Source organism: Pantoea sp. B65, assembly GCF_047308185.1.
Lineage (GTDB): Bacteria > Pseudomonadota > Gammaproteobacteria > Enterobacterales > Enterobacteriaceae > Erwinia.
Genome location: NZ_JAHXPU010000036.1, coordinates 112,349 through 130,500, shown reverse-complemented (window position 1 = coordinate 130,500; position 18,152 = coordinate 112,349). Strand labels below are relative to the sequence as shown.

The 18,152-nt window shown below is 47.9% G+C and carries 17 protein-coding genes; 3 read left to right on the top strand and 14 right to left on the bottom strand.

What is annotated here, in order from left to right:
- Positions 1-11: 11 nt before the first annotated feature.
- From JWF83_RS14905 to JWF83_RS14875, 7 genes are all read right to left on the bottom strand, one after another.
- Positions 12-743, bottom strand: coding sequence for an ABC transporter ATP-binding protein (locus tag JWF83_RS14905; RefSeq protein WP_413651106.1), 732 nt, complete (start codon positions 741-743; stop codon positions 12-14).
- Positions 721-1,446 (bottom strand): ATP-binding cassette domain-containing protein, encoded by a 726-nt coding sequence (locus JWF83_RS14900; protein ID WP_413651105.1) that lies wholly within the window; start codon positions 1,444-1,446, stop codon positions 721-723. Before JWF83_RS14900 ends, JWF83_RS14905 begins: the two co-directional genes overlap by 23 nt.
- A complete protein-coding gene (locus tag JWF83_RS14895) occupies positions 1,439-2,455 on the bottom strand; it encodes an ABC transporter permease subunit (RefSeq protein WP_413651104.1) in 1,017 nt (338 codons plus the stop codon). The genes JWF83_RS14900 and JWF83_RS14895 overlap by 8 nt, the downstream gene beginning before the upstream one ends.
- Positions 2,452-3,318, bottom strand: a complete 867-nt coding sequence (locus JWF83_RS14890; RefSeq protein ID WP_413651103.1) for a branched-chain amino acid ABC transporter permease — start codon at positions 3,316-3,318, stop codon at positions 2,452-2,454. Before JWF83_RS14890 ends, JWF83_RS14895 begins: the two co-directional genes overlap by 4 nt.
- Positions 3,319-3,330: 12 nt before the next feature.
- On the bottom strand, positions 3,331-4,389 hold the full coding sequence (locus JWF83_RS14885; protein WP_413651102.1) for an alcohol dehydrogenase: 1,059 nt from the start codon (positions 4,387-4,389) through the stop codon (positions 3,331-3,333).
- 2 nt (positions 4,390-4,391) lie between these two features.
- Positions 4,392-5,630 (bottom strand): ABC transporter substrate-binding protein, encoded by a 1,239-nt coding sequence (locus tag JWF83_RS14880; protein WP_413651100.1) that lies wholly within the window; start codon positions 5,628-5,630, stop codon positions 4,392-4,394.
- Positions 5,631-5,730: 100 nt separating this feature from the next.
- Positions 5,731-6,909 carry a substrate-binding domain-containing protein gene (locus JWF83_RS14875; protein ID WP_413651098.1) on the bottom strand — a complete coding sequence of 393 codons (1,179 nt, stop codon included), beginning with the start codon at positions 6,907-6,909 and terminating at the stop codon, positions 5,731-5,733.
- A gap of 143 nt (positions 6,910-7,052) precedes the next feature.
- On the opposite strand from JWF83_RS14875, the gene JWF83_RS14870 reads away from it, so the two are divergent.
- Positions 7,053-7,472 (top strand): MarR family winged helix-turn-helix transcriptional regulator, encoded by a 420-nt coding sequence (locus tag JWF83_RS14870; protein WP_413651097.1) that lies wholly within the window; start codon positions 7,053-7,055, stop codon positions 7,470-7,472.
- A 447-nt stretch (positions 7,473-7,919) separates the two neighbouring features.
- On the opposite strand, the gene JWF83_RS14865 is transcribed toward JWF83_RS14870, so the two are convergent.
- The 4 genes from JWF83_RS14865 to JWF83_RS14850 all read right to left on the bottom strand — a co-directional run bounded on the left by JWF83_RS14865 (position 7,920) and on the right by JWF83_RS14850 (position 13,030).
- Positions 7,920-9,305, bottom strand: coding sequence for a carbohydrate porin (locus tag JWF83_RS14865; RefSeq protein ID WP_413651096.1), 1,386 nt, complete (start codon positions 9,303-9,305; stop codon positions 7,920-7,922).
- An 88-nt stretch (positions 9,306-9,393) separates the two neighbouring features.
- Positions 9,394-10,824, bottom strand: a complete 1,431-nt coding sequence (locus JWF83_RS14860; protein WP_413651094.1) for a PTS transporter subunit EIIC — start codon at positions 10,822-10,824, stop codon at positions 9,394-9,396.
- 75 nt (positions 10,825-10,899) lie between these two features.
- The gene (locus JWF83_RS14855; protein WP_413651093.1) at positions 10,900-11,814 is read right to left on the bottom strand and encodes a hypothetical protein; all 915 of its coding nucleotides are present in this window, start codon (positions 11,812-11,814) and stop codon (positions 10,900-10,902) included.
- A gap of 325 nt (positions 11,815-12,139) precedes the next feature.
- Positions 12,140-13,030 (bottom strand): SIS domain-containing protein, encoded by an 891-nt coding sequence (locus JWF83_RS14850; protein ID WP_413651092.1) that lies wholly within the window; start codon positions 13,028-13,030, stop codon positions 12,140-12,142.
- A 423-nt stretch (positions 13,031-13,453) separates the two neighbouring features.
- Between JWF83_RS14850 and rpiB the strand changes: the two genes are divergently transcribed.
- Both rpiB and rpe read left to right on the top strand, forming a co-directional pair.
- Entirely contained in the window at positions 13,454-13,906 is a 453-nt protein-coding gene (rpiB, locus tag JWF83_RS14845) for a ribose 5-phosphate isomerase B (RefSeq protein ID WP_413651091.1), read from the top strand.
- Positions 13,899-14,555 carry a ribulose-phosphate 3-epimerase gene (gene rpe / locus JWF83_RS14840; protein ID WP_413651090.1) on the top strand — a complete coding sequence of 219 codons (657 nt, stop codon included), beginning with the start codon at positions 13,899-13,901 and terminating at the stop codon, positions 14,553-14,555. The genes rpiB and rpe overlap by 8 nt, the downstream gene beginning before the upstream one ends.
- Before the next feature lie 102 nt (positions 14,556-14,657).
- Here rpe and JWF83_RS14835 read toward each other — a convergent pair whose 3' ends face one another.
- The 3 genes from JWF83_RS14835 to JWF83_RS14825 all read right to left on the bottom strand — a co-directional run bounded on the left by JWF83_RS14835 (position 14,658) and on the right by JWF83_RS14825 (position 18,037).
- Positions 14,658-15,482, bottom strand: a complete 825-nt coding sequence (locus JWF83_RS14835; protein ID WP_413651089.1) for a sugar phosphate isomerase/epimerase family protein — start codon at positions 15,480-15,482, stop codon at positions 14,658-14,660.
- Entirely contained in the window at positions 15,479-16,948 is a 1,470-nt protein-coding gene (locus tag JWF83_RS14830; protein ID WP_413651088.1) for a sugar porter family MFS transporter, read from the bottom strand. The genes JWF83_RS14835 and JWF83_RS14830 overlap by 4 nt, the downstream gene beginning before the upstream one ends.
- A gap of 183 nt (positions 16,949-17,131) precedes the next feature.
- Positions 17,132-18,037 (bottom strand): AraC family transcriptional regulator, encoded by a 906-nt coding sequence (locus JWF83_RS14825; protein WP_413651087.1) that lies wholly within the window; start codon positions 18,035-18,037, stop codon positions 17,132-17,134.
- Positions 18,038-18,152 lie beyond the last annotated feature (115 nt).

Genomic DNA, 18,152 nt, shown 5'->3' with positions numbered 1-18,152 from the left:
TGGTTGATCCTTTAAACGATTAAGCCATTAAATTCAGCAATCCATTTGGGATCAGAGAGTTTTTCGGAGGAAATTGCCTCGCCCAGCGTGCCTTTACGTAACGAAAATACGCGGTCCGCCAGCTGGTGAATAAAAGAGAGATCTTGTTCTACCAGAATCACCGTCAGGCCATAACGTCCGGCCAGCCTTTGCAGTGATTCAGCAATTTCATCGCAAATGGATGGCTGTATCCCTTCGGTGGGTTCATCGAGTAAAATGAGCTGTGGTTCTGCGCACAGGCAGCGGCCAAGCGCCAGTATCTGTTGCTCTCCACCGCTAAGCACCCCACCCTGACGGGTGAGTATGGGTTTCAGGCGAGGCAGTTCTTCAATGACAGCGTCGATTTTCTGGTGGGCTTCTGCCGGGGAGAGATGGATCGCACCCATACGCAAGTTTTCCATTACACTGAGGCTGGAAAAAATTTGTCTGCCCTGAGGCACAATGCCCATCCCCATTCTTGCCCGGGCTTCAGTGGGTAAATGGGTGATGTCCTGTCCGGCCAGAGTAATGGTGCCCTGCGTGGCGGGAAGTAATCCCATCAATGCTTTCAGCAACGTAGTCTTCCCCATGCCGTTATGACCGAGGACACCGACAAGTTCCCCGTTAAACAAAGTCAGATTAATACCAAACAAGATCGGAATATTGCCATAGCCGGAGTGGAGATGGCGGACCGTCAATAGTTCATTTTGCCCAGGATTTGCCAAGATAGACCTCCATTACGCCTGCATGACTGAGGATCCCCTCGACATGGTCTTCTGCAAGAATTTTTCCCTGGTGGAACACGGTGACCTGTTTGCCAATATGCCGGATAAAGTTCATATCATGCTCAACTACCACCAGTGCCTGTTGTTGATTGATTTCCAGGATGATCTCCGCCAGGCAATAAACTTCCTCACTGGTCATGCCCGCCGCAGGTTCATCAAGTAACACCAGCGAGGGCTCACTGGCGATCACCATCGCCAGTTCAACCAGTTGCCGTTGACCATGGGCAAGTTTCCCGACCATGCTGCCAGACAGGCGCGTAATGCCAACGCGTTCCATGGCAATATCGGTTTTATCATTGCGCGCACCGCGGTGTGTGACTTCGCGCAGTGCCAGCCAGATATTTTCGCGTACGGAGAGTCCTTCAAACAGGTTAGGTACCTGGGTCTTGATACCGATACCTTTGCGCGCAATTTGAAACCGTTGTTCGCCGGTCAGTAAATTGCCATTAAAAGTAACCGAGCCGCTTGTCGGACGCTGGCTACCCGTCAGGCAGCGAAAAAAAGTGGATTTACCGGCGCCATTGGAACCAATCAGGCAACGTAACTCCCTCCTCCGTAGCGTGAAATTAATATTATCCAGCGCCCTGACGCCGCCAAAATGTACACTGACATCACGGGCTTCCAGCAATATGGGATTATTCATGCGTCACCGCCGTTTTCACTTTACCGGGACGGAGGGTTTCGGGCAGATGTTTGATCAACCAGGGCAGCAGACCCTGAGGGATAAGCAACACAAACAGGGTCAGTACGCCACCCAGTACAATGTTAGGATCGATTACCCCAGTGGTTCCCAGCCATGCGCTTAAAATTTGTAGCAGTACGCAGGCGATCATCGGCCCGGCGAGTGTCCCAATGCCGCCGACAACCACCCAAATCAGAACCTGAGCACTGTTCGATAAGCTGAAAACCGTGGGACTGACAAATACCGAGGTGGCAAATAGCACACCAGCCATACCTGCAATCCCCGCACCTATAGCAAAAGTAATTAATTTCACCAGCCTGGAGTCATAGCCCAGCAGTTCTGCACGTACTTCATTCTCACGAACTGCAGCAATAACCCGCCCAAAACGTGAACCGATCAACCATTTACTCAACACATAACCCAGCACTAATACCACTACGGCAAATATAAATGCCGCTTGCGGCGAAAGAGGGTCGGCAGGAGAAAATGGCATATTTAGCGGTGGGATATTCGGCATACCATTAAACCCACCGAGTTGTGCTTCACCAATATGCCAGGCATCGCCCGATGAACTGTTAGCCAGTTTGAACAGAATCAGGGTGGCGGTAAGGGTGATAACGCCAAAGTAAATATCACTAAGGCGGCCATAAAAAATAAAATAACCAAGAATGATGGCGAAAAGCATTGGCGCAAGCACTCCGATAGGGATCGCCCAGGTAGAATCAGTCAAATTGATACCCGCTACCGCGTAGCCATAGGCACCGAGACCGAAAAACATCGACTGGCCAAAGCAAAGAAGCCCGCCATGTCCCCAGATTAAAGCCATACTCAGCGCAAACAACGCCAGACTGATATACACACTGGCATTAATCAACGAATAAAGATCCAGAGCATTGGGTAGCACTATCAGTGCCAGGCAGCCAAGTACGATAGCAATTATATTGCAGGATAAGGTCGCTGAAATTTTCATGCTGCCCTCCGTAAAATCTTGCCGGTAATGCCGGTAGGGAGCAGCCGTAACAAGATCAATGCTGCGAGCAGCAGGGCTATATCACCAAAAATAGGATTGCTCAGGAAGGTAGTTATCGAACCGATGCTTCCGAGTAATGTTGAACTGAGTGAAACACCAGTGATAATGCTGGCGCCGCCGGTGATCACTGTAATAAAGGCTTTGGCGATATAGGCCGCGCCCATGGTGGGAACCACACCTGACAGTGGCGCCAGCAGAGCGCCGGCAAGACCACTTAGGGCGGCCCCGACACCAAATGTGTAAGCGTAAGTACGCGACCGGTTGATACCCAGCGAAGCCGCCATTTCCGGGTTCTGCATGGCGGCTCGGGCAATAAGTCCCATGCGGGTGTAACGCATCACCAGATAGCCACTACTCACTATCACCAGACCAATCAGCACCATCATCTGACTGTAAAGACTGATACTGTATCCGGCAAAAGAGACACTACCCAATGGTGCAGATATACCCTGAACGCTGTTACCAAATAGCGTGGTAGCCAGCCCGGTTAACAGCAGACTTAATCCCCAGGTCGCCAGCATCGTGTCAATCATCCGCCCATACAAATGCCGGATAATTAAGCGCTCAAGGATCATGCCAAACAGACCAACAGCCAGAGGAGCCACCACCAGTATGGCAATCCAGACATTAATTCCAGCCCTGGTAGCATAAATAGCCGCAAACCCTCCCAGCATAATAAATTCTCCGTGGGCAAGGTTGATAACTTTCATCATGCCGAAAATAACAGCGAGGCCGATTGAGATTAAAAGGAGCTCGCCAACCGAGTCGATAAGCTGGATCAATGTCAGCAGAAAATAATCCACGGTAATACCTCCTCAGGGATTAAGAACCACACGGCCAACCACATTGCCTTTGCGCAGATCGTTTAAGGTCTCGCACAGACAGCTGAGTGGTTTTTCGGTGATGGGCAGTGATTTCAGATTACCTTTGCGCGCGAGAGTAATCAGATCCTGAAGTTCGGCCAAAGACCCGGTGTAAGTTCCGATGATTGATAGCGCTTTAAATGGCAGCACCGGCAGCCCAACATTGATCGATCCCCCTTGCAGTCCGACTAACACAATGCGCGCACCTTTCGCACAACTATCAATAGCCAGCTGTAGCGTTTGTGGCAGCCCGACAGTATCGACTACACCAAGCAGTTTATTGTCGGCCAGCGCTTGCAGTGAAGAACTGCCCGCATGGCGGGTATTAAGAATCTGAGTCGCCCCTAAATCCTTTGCTGCCTCCAGTCGGTCATCTGAAATATCGCAGACAATAATGTTGGCAAAACCTAATTCTTTCGCGATGCCGACGGCATTAAGGCCGAGACCTCCGGCACCAATAATGGCAACAGCGCCGCCAGCCTTCAGCGGTTGCAACTGTTTAAGCGCGCTAAATACTGTCAGACCTGAGCAGGCAAGAGTGGATGACCATGCCGGATCCAGATCACCTATATCAACCAGATACTTCGCTGCGGGTACAACTACGTAGTCGGCATAACCACCGTGACGAAAGATGCCGAGCGAGCGGCCATTCTCACAGTGATTTTCCGTCCCTGCGTCACAGGCGATACAGCTCCCGCAGCCAAGCCAGGGATAAACCAGCCGCCGCTGACCAATTAATGCCGCACTGGCGTTGTCGCCGACAGCTACCACGTCACCAACAATTTCATGCCCCATCACCAGAGGAATCGGCATGGAGGAATCAGCGAAATTAATTCGCTGCCCATTCCCTAAATCCTGATAGCCGTCCTGAATATAGATATCGGAATGGCATACTCCTGCATGTGTCACACGCAATAAAACATCTTGTGGACCCAGTTCAGGGAGGGGGTGCTCAACTTTTTCAACCTGCGCCCCATATTGCGGCAAGATATAGCTTTTAACCTGAGCCATAATTATGCCCCGGCCTTGATAACATACTGTTTATTGTCATTGGGATTGGCGACCAGATTACACACTGCCGCTGTATCTGCCGGTGTTTGCTGCGGATATGACTCAAGCACTTGCCATGCACCGTCATGAACTTTTCCGAGGTGGATATCGACAGTGCAATGATGGGTTTGGTGATCCAGCAGGGAAATACCGCCAGGTCCATCCACCGATGAACCTTTCTCTATTGCGTCAATAAATGCCATCCGTTCAATGGAATTGGCAGCCCGAATGCCATTCGCCCAGTGCATAACCGCGTACCACCCATTGATGGCGGTTTCATTCAGATAAGGTGTTTTAGCGCCAAATTTTTTCGTCATTCTTTGCAGGAACTGCTGATTTTTGGGGGTGTCCAGCTCCTGGAAGTAGGCATAGGCTGCGATAATGCCTTCACTTTCTGCCGGGTTGAGAATTTTATTTTCGTTTCCTGCGCCAAAATCACTCGACACAATTGGGATCTTCCCGGCCATACCCGCCGCCGCCCATTGGCGGAAAAACGAGATATGATTGCCACCGACCAGTAGTGAGTAAACGATGTCAGGTTTTTCATTCTGGATTTTTTTGATCGTTGCACCGAACTCGGTGACGTCGAGGGGAAAATAATCGTTAGCAACCACTGTGCCACCAGCATCCTGAGTATATTTTTTTACCCAGTCACTGGAGATATGACCAAAATTGTAATCGGCCGCAATGATATAGATTTTCTTGCCAAAATTTTTAATGGCATAAGGAATAATGCGCGATACCGTTTGAGCCGGTGTGGTACCGACGGCGAAACAGTTTCTGTCACAAACTCCGCCTTCGTACAGCGAAGGATAGAAGTAAGGAGTCTGATAACGATGGAGAATAGGGCGGATAGCTTCACGTGAGGCGCTGGTAATGCCGCCAAAAACCACCGCAACGCGATCGCGTGTCGCCGCCTGAGTTGCAAACTGGGTGTAGTACTGAATATTGGATTGCGGATCATATTTAATCAGTTCTACCGGACGTCCAAGCAGTCCCCCCTGATCATTCAGGTCATCCACTGCCTGTTCAACACATTGCATAGTGGGAAGACCGTAAATATCCAGCCCACCAGACTGATCAAAAATGGCCGCAACTTTTATTGGCTCCGCCGCCAGAGTCCGTCCGGTCAGGCTTATAAATGGTGCTACCGCAAGGGTAGCCATACTACTTTTTAGTAAAGAACGCCGTGAAATTGCCATCGTATTTTTCTTCTCCCATGCAAGTGACGGGCTTCAGCACCCTGAGAGAAAAATTTACCAAGTTATATTTCACTTTTCAAATATAATATTTGTAATTATATCATCCAGGCAAAGGAGGCAGTGCCTGGACAATCTCAAAATGCAGGTCTCGGGCCTTCGCCAGATAGATGGTCGGTGTCAGACAACCCTGAACCACCTGCTGGTGTCCGCGCACACTTTGATAGCGCAGACCTTCATAAGCTGAATTTAGTGAAGAAAGAGATAATCCACCTGCGCGTTTGACCAGTGCTGAGAAAAAATGGATGGCTTCGTAACAAGACTGACTCAACACGCTCTGTACTGGTGCATGTTGACCAAAGGCTGCACGATATTGATTCATAAAGTGGCGGTTTTCGGCGGTATCCAGTGAGTTGAAGTAACTGGCGGCACAATAAAGATTATGATTGTGTCCGGAACCAATGCCCATCAGGATATTCTCCTCGATAGAACCGGACAGGCGCAGCACACGACCCGATAAACCCGATTTAGCAAAGGCCCGATTAAATAGCACACAGTCAGTTCCGACCAGTGAAACAAAGACAATGTCCGGGTTGGATTTTTTAATATTATTAATGACCTGCCCGATATTGGTCTGACCTAAGCCGAGATAATCCTCCCCAACAATTTCCCCATTATTGCGCTGAATGATGTTTCTGACAGCATCATGAGAGGCTCTTGGCCAGATGTAATCATTGCCGACAATAAACCATCGCTGAGCTTTAAGATTTTTCATCATCCAGTATATTGCTGCGGGGAACTGCTGGTGTGGGGTTTCTCCTATGGCATAGACGCCCGGCGTGTTCTCACCGCCTTCATACAACGGAGCAAATACATACGGAATAATCCCCGCGAAGGCTTCACGCAGGGCGACGCGTACGCTCGAAAGGTGAACACCTACCAGCACATCAACCTGATGTTCTTTGAACAGCTGCCAGCTTCGGGCGACCACCTGCTGTGGATCGCCACCGGCATCTGCGGCAAATAGTTCGATTTGAAGCTCAGAACTGCGGTTTATCTCTGCGGCAGCCAGTACAGCACTGTACTGACAGGAGGGGCCCCAGATAGCATCCGAGCCATGAAAGGGCACCAGTAACCCGATGCGCAATGGTTTTGCTGGCCTTATATCTGTTACGGTTTTTCCGGTGTTTGTCATTCGCGAGTATCTGCCACCCGACGCTACAGGGCGTGCGCGTAACCAGAGCAAGGCATTATCATTTGTTAAATCAGTCTGTGTTTGCATGACGTTAACTCACGATGAGGATGGAGATTTAATGCAAGAAACGTGCAAACTTCTGATGGCGAAACTGCTTTCTTTGGATGATTTAAAACAGATGTAGTGCTAACATTTCCGCCAGTCTCCCCCCTATTTAATGATGCAACCAGATGTCGGACAAACCGCTCAATGAATATCTCGCCCATTTACTGGTACAGGCCAACCGGCATGTAAACCGGCAGTTGTCTATGGACGGGATAACACTTGAGCACTGGCGTGCACTAAAATTTATCTCTGATTTTGATGGGCCGACGATGCGCCAGTTATCTGAAGAATTGATGCAGAATATGCCAACACTGACCAAGATGCTGGACAAAATGGTAGCTGAAGCGCTGGTATATCGAGTCCCGGATGAAATCGATCGTCGCAAAGTACGCCTGTATATCAGCGACAAAGGACGCAGCGTTTTGCGGGATCAGAATAGTCTGGTTACGGCGAATCAGGGAAAAATGGAAAATGCCTATGGCACTGCGGAAGCACAGATGCTGAAAGAGATGCTGGAGCAATTTATCAAGTCTACCCCGCAATGACCAGTTTTCCGTTGATCAGTACATCCGATGGTAGCAATTTTTTCCCTGTAATGGTGAACACTGCCCGGCAGTAAAAAATATGACGGCAGGAATGCCGGTCGTACCCAGCGTCGCGCAGGAGGCAATAATAACCATTTCGCGGGTGCGTAAATCCAGCCCGGGGCGGATATACAGATCTCCGCACTCCCATTCCAGTACGTATTTATCCCCATCGTGCCAGATAGAATGCACCTCTTCACCACCAAACATGGCGCGAAGGCTGGTGCGGTGGGTTAGCCCATAGCACCAGTCATCGCAGCTGCCATTAACCGGGATCTCAATTGGCCCCGGACCTGAAGGTGGCGATACGGACGGATATCATCACGGCACGAGCTGGAATAACTGATGTCGCAGATTTTCAGCAATTCCAGTTGTTCAACGCAGCTTTCCAGAAGCACACCACATGGCTCAGAAGGTTATCGTAGTCTTGATTGCTCCCACTAACGCGTCCTGTGTTTCGGTTAATCCTGAAGGATGGTACCAGTACTGTAGTTCGGGCTGTATCGCCAGCCATGGCGTGGCCTGGATTCTGTAGTAAAGCGAGTAAGACAGGCTGCGCTGTGGTACCGGCGCCCATAAAGAATTACTGGTATCACTAATGCCGTTAACCAGGTTTTTTTCATTTTGCCGGCGTATAAAATGCTCGCTGGGTTCGATCCAGGTTACGCCGAAGGCCAGCATATCATCAGGTCTGGATTCGAACAGGCCGCGATAGCGTAGGGCGCTTGAGTTAACATATTTAAAATACATGGTTCTTTGGTCGGCCAGCCCGAAGCTGTTAGAAAAACTCAGTCCGCGATTCCTATCGTTGCCGACAGTCGTCAGTTGCTGATTAACCGATGAATAGAGATACCATGAGTTATCATGGGTTTTATATCCGTCCGGATCGTTGACACCGCTTTCCTGGCTGCGTCCTTCATAAAGATCCGTTCGTTCACCATTGGTGAATAAAACGCCGATATTATACGCACCCGATAAGCCGTTTATTTTCGTGGTTCGCCAGAGAAGTTCTACCGGAAGAAGAACACCTTTACTGCCTGTTGTTGACCAGCTCCAGGCATGACTTCTCTGGTTGGCGGTTGGGTTATATTCCAGAATGCCGGTTTTGAATGTCACTTCAGGCGTGATTTTATACTGAAAAGCCGTTCCCCATGTATGTACGTTCCAGTTATACCACAGACCGGACTTGGCCGATTTGCCGCCGCACAGGCTGATTAACTGGAAATCACAGTTAACAATAAGGTCAAAGTCCTGATTTTTATTTATCAGCCCTGTTCGCCAGCTGAGTTTTCTGTCGAGAAAGGTTCGGCTGAAGGTAAGCCAGCCAAGTCGCGTAACCGATTGCCCACCATTTGCCGCTTCCTGCGCCTGGTCATTACGCGGTATACGGCTATCGATCAGACGTTCTGACGTCAGGTCATCATCATGATTGCGGTTGACGATATTGCCATCGATTTTGGCATCAGGAATCCCGGTATACATTTCCAGATCCTGAGTAAAAGTCAGCGCGGTATCATCGACAAAAGCATAATGTTTGTCCTTGTTATAACCGCCAGCGAGGTTATATGCACTTTCAGTAAGATAAGCCAGACGAAAAGTAAATCCATGTTCTTTCAGATCACGCCTTACTCCCCACATATCACCCAGCAAAGGCTCCGTTACCGGTTTATCATAACCGAGTACGCGATTACTCCAGGTATTTTGCTGGTTTTCTGCAGCTGATGTGCCAGCAGAGAGTAATGTTGACATTATAATAATAGGAAAAAGGTGCTGGTGTTTATTTGTTTTTTTCATGATGCTTTCCGAATAATTTAAAAGGTAACATTCAGGTACAACATGCCATCCCTCTCTTTATTTAAAGAGAGGGGGGGTAATCTGTTATTTAGTGAGACAGTTTTGGTTGATTATTTATTTGGTTTTCTTTTTTGTTTTTATTATCAGACAACATTTCTTTTTCCATATTGTCATTAAAGCCAAATGTATAGGTCATAACCGCCGTGAAAATAAATGAAAAAATAATGGAGAAAATAAATCCAGTAAAGGCAGGGCCATAAAAAATAGGCAAAGACGCCAGTCCTGGAATGCCAGGGGCTAATGAAGTCGCACCGATGAAACCGCAGATGCCTCCACCAATGCCCCCGCCAATCGTTGCCCACAGGAACGGTTTCTTATAACGCAGGCTGATACCATAAATAATCGGTTCAACAATACCGAACAGACCGGTAACGGTAGCAGGGCCGGCAATTTGCTTGATCTTCGGGTTCTTCGTTTTGAGAAAGACACCAAACGCTGCACCTGCCTGGGCAAAGTTTGACGGGGCAAATAGCGGCTTCAGCGTATCGTAGCCATGAACCGAGATATTGTTGTACATAATCGGAACAAAAGCCCAATGCAGCCCAAATATCACCAGATATTGCCAGCCAATACCGGTCACAACACCCGCCACCATCGGACTTAGGTTATAAATATATTCATAGCCTTGCGCCAGCCCAAGACTGAGCCAGGTACCCAGCGGACCAATCGCTATCAGGGTGACAGGGACAATAACCATCAGACAGATAAGCGGATTGATAAAGTTGCGAATGCTGTCATGCAGAATACGATTGAGGAAACGTTCAAGCAGCGAGAGCAACCATACAGAAAAGATGATCGGGATAACCGACGAGGTATAGCGCATCAGTATCACCGGGATAGCGAAGAAGTCCAGTGCAGCCTTATCATTAAACATTGCAATCAGTGTCGGGTAGACCAGAGCCCCTGCTACGGAAAGTGCCACAAAGATATTTGCAGCAAATTTTTTCGCTGAAGTGATGGCAATGGCGATCGGAAGAAAATAGAAAATACTATCAGCCGCAGCGAACCAGATAACATAAGCACCACTTTCTTTTGACATCCAGCCAAGTGAGCTTAGCATCAGCAGCATCCCTTTGAGGATACCTGAGGCAGCAAGCGCGCCAAGGAAGGGGGTGAAAATACCAGAAATAATATCAACCGTTCTGGAAAATAACGTTTCTTTCTGTTCGCTTTGAGACGTTTCCCGCGTGTTGTTATTTGCTGTTTCATCAGAATGTTGTAGCAGGCTCTGAATGGCGTTAAATACTTCACTGACGCGGTTTCCGATAATGACCTGATATTGTCCGCCACTTTCAACAACACTGATAACACCGTCAATATCCGTTGTAATAGCTTTGTCTGCGCTGCTGGTATCTTTAAGTTTAAAACGCAACCTGGTGGCGCAATGTACCAGACTGCTTATATTGGCCTCCCCACCTATCGAAGCCAGAATTTGCTGAGCTGTTTTTTCAGTATCCATAATGAATCCTGTTTTTATATAAGGTTTATATGGGGGTGTGCCCGCAATAAATGATTACGGGCGAAAAAAATTTGATTAACGGTTACGTCCGGCCATGCGTTTTATTGTGTGACGTTTACCTTTAATGGAGATCGCCAGCTGGTAAATATTTTCCGGCATGGCGGTACCGGCATAGCCGCCGTCACCGATGGCATGAATATCTGCACCGGTCTGCTTCATCATCAAAGCGATAAGGCGGATAGTATCCGGATCGGCACCTTCGACAGAACTGTTCAGAAATGAGAGGGCCAGGGTTCCGGGTTTATACGTATGGGTAAACTCAACGCATTCCCTGACGTGATCCACGGTAATGCCGTGTCGCGAACCTGGTGCAGGTAAGGTAATAACATCGGCGCCGGCATCAATCAGCTCACGGATAATCTCGGTTGACGGACGACTGCTTAACGGGTCGGCAAGGACTTTCTCCAGTGTGCCATCTTCCCACTTACCCGCACAGATCAGTACCTCATCCCCCAGAACCTTCTTAGCCAGTCGGGTTGCTTCTGTGATGGTGCTGAGTGTGGTGCCGGAAGACGGGTTGCCGCCCAGGACCACAAAGTTTGCGCCGGTTTCACGGATACGAATCAGATTCTCTTCACTGGCGATACGTCCGGCATTGATCACCACATATCGGTCACCTGCTACCTGGCCGTCAACAGCCGGACATTCCAGGTAGATACCTACCGGGATCCCCGCCCATTGTTTTATCTGTTCAATGCTGTAGGGCTTATCGGCCAGAACGCCATGGCTCATTTGGGTCAGGCCCCGGTTTTTCTGCGGGTTGATGGTGTCATAGCCGTTCAGCATTACCATATCTGCCCCAAAAGCAGCCTGAATTTCAGCATTGGTTACGCCATCAATCAGCCCCGTATTCAGCATTACATGCTGCTGCCCCATAATCACCCGGCCTTCTGAGGCGAAAATTGACTCCTTAAGCTGAGTCGCTGACATTTTCTGTATTTCACTGTTGTTACTCGAAATCAACCGCATAACCATTTCTGAATCCCCTTCATCACATGAGCTGTAGTGGATTTACCTGCCGTGATTGAGAAAAAAATCAGTTAGCAAGTAAAACCTTATGTCGCATAACTTTACATAAAAATAATATTATGTGAAGTATTATGGTGTGATGAAGATCATGTTATGAGTAATTAAAAAATAAAATTGTTTAAAAACATATTGTTATTTTATTTTTGTATCTTCAGGGATTAATGGTCATTAACGAATTTAATTTATTTCATGAATGACTGGGCTGTCTGAGCAGCCCGCAGCAGGTCTACGATTTATTTTTAGCATGCAGAGGTTCCACGACACTAATTCCTCGCTGAAGGTTTTGATTAAGTGTTTGATAATCTTGCAATATAAGTGCAATAAACAGCGTGTCCAGCAGGTTTAACTGAATAACGCGCGCGACGGCATTTTGTCCAAGGAGTGGCCCGCTTCTGGCCGGGCTGAAAATGGAAAGATCGGATGATTGTGAAAGCGGTGAGCGGTCGTCATTAGTGATACAGATAATGCGAACCCCACGTTTGCGGGCTATTTCCACGGCATTTAGCAATTCCCGCGTATCGCCTGACTGGGAGATGACTACCATCACGTCCCCTTCGCCAAGCTGGCAGGCCACCATCAGCATAAGGTGAAAATCACTGTAAGTATGGCTGTGAATCCCTATCCTCAGCAATTTATGTTCGAAATCCTGACAGACAGAGGCCGAGCCGCCGACCCCGAGTAACACCACGTGCTGCGCCTGATGTAGCAGGCTGGCCGCCTGATTGATGACATTCACATCTGCTACAGATTGTGCTTCCTTCAGAGCCTGAATGGAGTTGGTAAATACCTTCTCCATTACGACAGAAAGGTTATCATGCTCAGAGATTTCTTCTTCTTTTTCAAACGGAAGAACATCAAAGTAAGCCAGCAAGGCGCTGCGTAGCTCACGGAAGCCTGAGTAACCCAGCTTCTTGGCAACTTTGACTATCATCGGTTCAGAAACACCTAGCGCTGTTGCCGCTTCCCTGATACTGATTCCCTGCGACAGATTTCCTTTAATCAGCAGCCAGTCGGCAATACTTCGTTCTTTGTTGTTGAGTGACGAAAGGGACATACGGATCTTCGCCCCCGTTGCCAGCACACTCTCGCCTTCCTGTTCAGGAAAAAAATCGGTCATTTTGTACTCTCATGGTTAATCAGTCTGGCATCCATATTCACTTAATACTTTACAGGGGTCAACTTCACATGGTGTGAATTTGTTGTGATATCACTGGAAAGGGTGAAGTTTTATCTGGTTTTTTCTGTTGTAAATTTTTGTTTTAAATCATTGTGTTATTTGTTTTTTTAGTGATATTGCTGACTTTGCATTTTTTAATATCAACAAAAAACTTCACACATAAATATAAATATGTGAATATAATGGGCGTGAGAGACAGTGGCGTTAGGGCTAAAGCCATATTGGCTGACCATAACTTCACATAAGCGATAAGAGGTGTGAAGCGTTTGCTGTTGATAAATCAGACCAGTGGTCATAACGCACGCCAAACGTTGAAACCAGCACATGGCTTATCGAATCTGGCTATTACCCGTGGAGAGAAAAATGAAAATTGCTGTTGGTTGTGATCATGTTGGTCTGCTACTGAAACCAGAAATCATTCACCACCTGGAGAGCAAGGGCATCCAGGTCATTGATAAAGGAGCGAACAGCACCGAGCGTACTAACTATCCGATTTACGGTAAAGCGGTTGCAGAATCAGTCAGTAGCGGTGAGGCTGAGCTGGGCATCCTGATCTGCGGTTCAGGTGTGGGTATCTCCATTACTGCCAATAAAGTGCCCGGTATCAGGGCGGTGGTTTGTAGTGAGCCATACTCTGCTAAGCTCTCGCGTGAGCACAACAATACCAATATCCTCGCGTTTGGGTCGCGGGTTGTGGGTAGTGAACTGGCAAAAATGATCGTTGATGAATGGCTGAACGCCGCATTTCAGGGGGAACGTCATCAGACCCGTATCGACATGATTACCGCTCTGGAAAATGAGGTGCATCATGGCTAAGTTCTGCCCCTCGATGATGTGTATCGACTTCTCGCGGCTTGCCGAAGAAATTGATGCGCTTGAAAAGGGTGGGGCAGATATGTTCCATCTGGATGTGATGGACGGACACTTCGTGCCTAATTTTGCCCTTGGTCTGGAAGATATTAAGGCCATTTCAAAGCTGGCTAAAATTCCCTACGATGTTCATCTGATGTTGTCAAATCCGGACCCGTATATTGAGTCCTTTGCCCGGTTGGGCTGTGAGATTATTTACGTTCATGCCGAAGCGCCCGCCCATCTCCATCGCACCCTGTCAAATATTCGTCACGCTGGCGCGAAGTCTGGCGTGGCGCTTAATCCTGGCACGCCGGTATCTGCTCTGGAAGAAATTCTGGATGTGACTGATGTGGTGCTGGTTATGTCGGTCAATCCAGGATATGCCGGCCAGGCGTTTATTGATGGTTCAGTTGATAAGATCGATCGTATTCATGAGTTGATCCGCAGAAAAGGGTATCAGACCCGGATAGCGATAGACGGCGCCATTTCACCACAGGTTGTTGCGCGACTGGCCGGTAAAGTGGAGTACTTTGTCCTTGGAACCGCGGGCTTGTTCAGAAAAGATATAAGTTATAAAGAGGCACTGGATTCACTTTCAGCTCTGGTAAACTGAATATAATTTAAAATCTCAGTTCCTGTAGCAACCAACCCTGCATAATGCAGGGTTTTCTGGCGAGCCGGTAAGTAAACTGCCAACTTACCGGCATCACCACGGTCAGCCGGTATAGCTGCTCATATTCTCTATAACCTGACGCGCCAGGGTCAAATGATCCATCTCCCAACATGTCGGGCTAAAGAGTTCAGCTGACCAGACACCATCAAAACCGGTCGATTTAACGGCATCGGTCCAGGCCTGGATATCAATATTGCCCTCACCAGGCATATACGCGCGCAGCACGGTCTCTTGCCATTTTTCGTCAGCCACAGGTTTACGTCCATCGCAAAAATGAACACCAAAAATTAATGCCGGATCGAGTGCGGCAACATCTTCCGGGCGGGTTTTACCGGTGGCATAGAGATGCCAGAAGTCGATAACCAGACCGACATTAGGTTTGCCAATCCGGCGTATGACTTCCAGCGCCTGTTCCATGGTATTAAATTTGGTATGTGCAATGACTTCAATTTGATAGCGGACACCATATTGCTGGCCGATATCGGCGATGGTCGAGATATTCTCCGTCATGATGTCGAGGATCTGTGCCTCAGGCAGATGGTCTATACCATGCTGCGCAAGAATCTGAATCGTGGGACACTCAAGTTCAGCTGCAATCTGCGTCAGTTGTAATGCTTCGCTAAGCATCGTTTGTTTTTCAACACTTTGATGGCGCTCAATATCGATCAACGCATTGAGGCAGGCTGTTTGCAATCCATATCCACTGACCACTTTTTTAAGCGCGTTGGTGCTGCCACCGTTAGCAAGATAGCGCAGCAATTTATAGTGTAGAAATTCCAACCCATCGTAACCGGTCTCCGCCGCGATTCGTGCCTCGGTTACCACATTACAATAGTGGGTGGAAATGCCATGCAGTGCTTTAATCATGATTTACCTCTGACTCTGTTGGGGGCTACTGGCGAAGCCACAGTAGCGGGGGTATCTGAGGGGTGTTTACTCAACCGGTGGGCGAGTAGCTGTTCGATATCATCGAGCGCGACGCCGCGGGTTTCCGGTACGAAACGAATAAGAAAAAACAGGCAAAACAGATTAAGCGCCGCAAAAATCCAGAAGGAGAATGCACCATGAAATGCCTGTTGCAACGATGGAATCTCATTGAGCATGGGGAAGAACTGGGTCACCAGGAAATTAAATATCCACATCAAACTTACGGCGATGCCCATGGCATACCCCTTAATTCGCGGTGGGAAAATTTCAGAAATCAGCACCCAGCACCCGGCACCCCAACTGATAGCGAAGGTCACCATAAATATCAGTGCGGAGAAAATGGCGAGATACCCATTTTGCTGGTTGAGCATACTCCAGGAAAGCAGCAACAGAGCGACTATTGAACCAACAGTACCTGCTTTCATCACCGGCAGTCGGCCAAAACGGTCAAACAGGTTCATGGCGATAAAAGAGCCCATAGCGTTGAGCAAACCGATAAAGATAGTCTGGAATAACACGGTATCTTTGCTCATCTCGCCGGTCTGCAGGATCAGCGGTGCGTAGTACATCACGATACTGGCACCGGTAAATTGCTGCAATATGGCAATACTACAGCCGACAATTAGCGCGTAACGTAATACCGGGGTGCGCAGAATATAGCCGAGCTTGCCATGTCCACTGGCGGAATCACCGGTTTCCTTACGCACAGAGAAAATCTGCTCTGCCTCATTCGGATTGAGAGCAGGATAGATTTTTTTCAGTACCCGTATTCCCTGGTCAACACGCTGGTTATTGATACACCATTGCGGCGATTCTGGCAGAATCAGGGTACAAAACAGCATCAGCAAGACTGGCACAAATTGCGCTCCCATCATCCAGCGCCAGCCTTCATCTACCAGCCAGACTTCCGACATCCCGCGGCCAATCAAATAATTGACCAGAAATACTGTGGTCTGGGAGCCAACCAGAGAAAGATTAAATATTCCCGATGCTTTCCCTCTGATCCTGGCCGGGGAAATTTCTCCCATGTACATTGGAGCAACTGTGCCGGCAAGGCCGATACCCAGTCCGGCAATGATGCGAGCTGCGGAAAAAATGGTAAATGAGTTGGCAAAAGTCGAGCCGACCGCTGACAGTGCAAAAGCCAGCGTGGCCAAAAGCAATACCGGTTTACGACCATATTTATCAGCCAGCCGGCCTGCGGCCAGCGAACCTAAAATACAGCCAACGAAAATACTGGAAACTACCCAGCCGGTTTGTGATGGATCCAGCTGGAAATAAGTTTTAATCGAATCCACGGTGCCAGAGATAACCCCGGTGGAATAACCGAACATCACACCGCCGAGTGTGGCGATACAACATAAGCTATAAACATAGCGGGCATTATATTGGCCGTTACTCTGCATGGTCGCCACCATATAACTCTGACTTTTGGTCGTTATTCTTTTTCGCAAAACGTTCAGCTGAATTTTTTTTGTAATCCAGTAATGACTTGTTAATATTCATTTCAGATCCTTAAAATAATAGAATTCCACAGCCTTATAAATAAGGCTGGTATCGATTTTTGCTAGTTTACAGGCTAAATAAATTTAGTTCTTTATGTAACCTGTCAGCCAGAACTTTTTATAGCGTGCAGGTGGAATGCCGATCATATTCTGAAATATACGATGGAAATTATTCACATTGTCATAGCCTACTGCATTAGCAACCTCAGTTACTCCTAAACGGGTGCTTAATAGCAAAGACTGCGCTTCACCGATTCTTCTTCTGGTCTGATACTGTTTTGGTGAGTATCCGGAATACGATTTAAAAACATGTGCAAGGTAAAAACGATTTATATTAAGCGCCGTAGTGATCGATGTCAGTGCGATATCATCTTTATAATGCTCGTCTATAAAATCCTTGATGCGCTGGCCAAGTAATACCGCTGGAGTCTCACAAAGTTGCTTATTTTCAATCCAGATATTACGGCAAAGCAGGAGCAGTACACTCAATAAACTATTACCAATTTCCGCTGCATAAGGCCTTTCACTGCTTACATGGTGCCACATCTGATAAAAAATATGACAAATTTCCTCATAAAAATCACCCGCAGGCATTACGGCTACCTGTGACCGTGGGCAGAGAAAATTTGTGGGTAATCCTTCAAACTTAAGTTGTTCAACGCCACAACTGAAGATCAGAAGATCATCGCTGGGATGCGGGTTTTCATCGTGCAGAATGCCCACATTGAACAACATCAGATCACCCTGCTTAATCTGATAGCCGCGCCCGTCAATATTGTAAGTGCCACTTCCTTTAACAATAAACATTAGCTCGAACCGCTCATCATGCTTGTGCATCACACGGGGTATTGCGGCTTCTTCCCCCTCAGCTTTACAAATAAACATAAGTCTGGGGCGGTAGCCATTCTCAAAACCGACAGAATCAGGATGTTCATTAACACAGTATGTAAGCATGATGTCTCCAGTAATGTGATCGTATTCTTGCATCATTGCGGCCTGACGTAGTCATCAAATTTGCTTTTTTATAAACTATAACACACTGATTTTTAGTTTCTTTATGATTTCCATGCAGGTTAATCTCCCGATTGTTGTTATGTTACAAACC

What these genes read in the sequence shown, in the direction of transcription:
- JWF83_RS14900 (WP_413651105.1), bottom strand. Translation starts at nt 1,446, where the DNA reads ATGAATAATCCCATATTGCTGGAAGCCCGTGATGTCAGTGTACATTTT.
- JWF83_RS14895 (WP_413651104.1), bottom strand. Translation starts at nt 2,455, where the DNA reads ATGAAAATTTCAGCGACCTTATCCTGCAATATAATTGCTATCGTACTT.
- JWF83_RS14885 (WP_413651102.1), bottom strand. Translation starts at nt 4,389, where the DNA reads ATGGCTCAGGTTAAAAGCTATATCTTGCCGCAATATGGGGCGCAGGTT.
- JWF83_RS14880 (WP_413651100.1), bottom strand. Translation starts at nt 5,630, where the DNA reads ATGGCAATTTCACGGCGTTCTTTACTAAAAAGTAGTATGGCTACCCTT.
- JWF83_RS14875 (WP_413651098.1), bottom strand. Translation starts at nt 6,909, where the DNA reads ATGCAAACACAGACTGATTTAACAAATGATAATGCCTTGCTCTGGTTA.
- JWF83_RS14870 (WP_413651097.1), top strand. Translation starts at nt 7,053, where the DNA reads ATGTCGGACAAACCGCTCAATGAATATCTCGCCCATTTACTGGTACAG.
- JWF83_RS14865 (WP_413651096.1), bottom strand. Translation starts at nt 9,305, where the DNA reads ATGAAAAAAACAAATAAACACCAGCACCTTTTTCCTATTATTATAATG.
- JWF83_RS14860 (WP_413651094.1), bottom strand. Translation starts at nt 10,824, where the DNA reads ATGGATACTGAAAAAACAGCTCAGCAAATTCTGGCTTCGATAGGTGGG.
- JWF83_RS14855 (WP_413651093.1), bottom strand. Translation starts at nt 11,814, where the DNA reads ATGTCAGCGACTCAGCTTAAGGAGTCAATTTTCGCCTCAGAAGGCCGG.
- JWF83_RS14850 (WP_413651092.1), bottom strand. Translation starts at nt 13,030, where the DNA reads ATGACCGATTTTTTTCCTGAACAGGAAGGCGAGAGTGTGCTGGCAACG.
- rpiB (WP_413651091.1), top strand. Translation starts at nt 13,454, where the DNA reads ATGAAAATTGCTGTTGGTTGTGATCATGTTGGTCTGCTACTGAAACCA.
- rpe (WP_413651090.1), top strand. Translation starts at nt 13,899, where the DNA reads ATGGCTAAGTTCTGCCCCTCGATGATGTGTATCGACTTCTCGCGGCTT.
- JWF83_RS14835 (WP_413651089.1), bottom strand. Translation starts at nt 15,482, where the DNA reads ATGATTAAAGCACTGCATGGCATTTCCACCCACTATTGTAATGTGGTA.
- JWF83_RS14830 (WP_413651088.1), bottom strand. Translation starts at nt 16,948, where the DNA reads ATGCAGAGTAACGGCCAATATAATGCCCGCTATGTTTATAGCTTATGT.
- JWF83_RS14825 (WP_413651087.1), bottom strand. Translation starts at nt 18,037, where the DNA reads ATGATGCAAGAATACGATCACATTACTGGAGACATCATGCTTACATAC.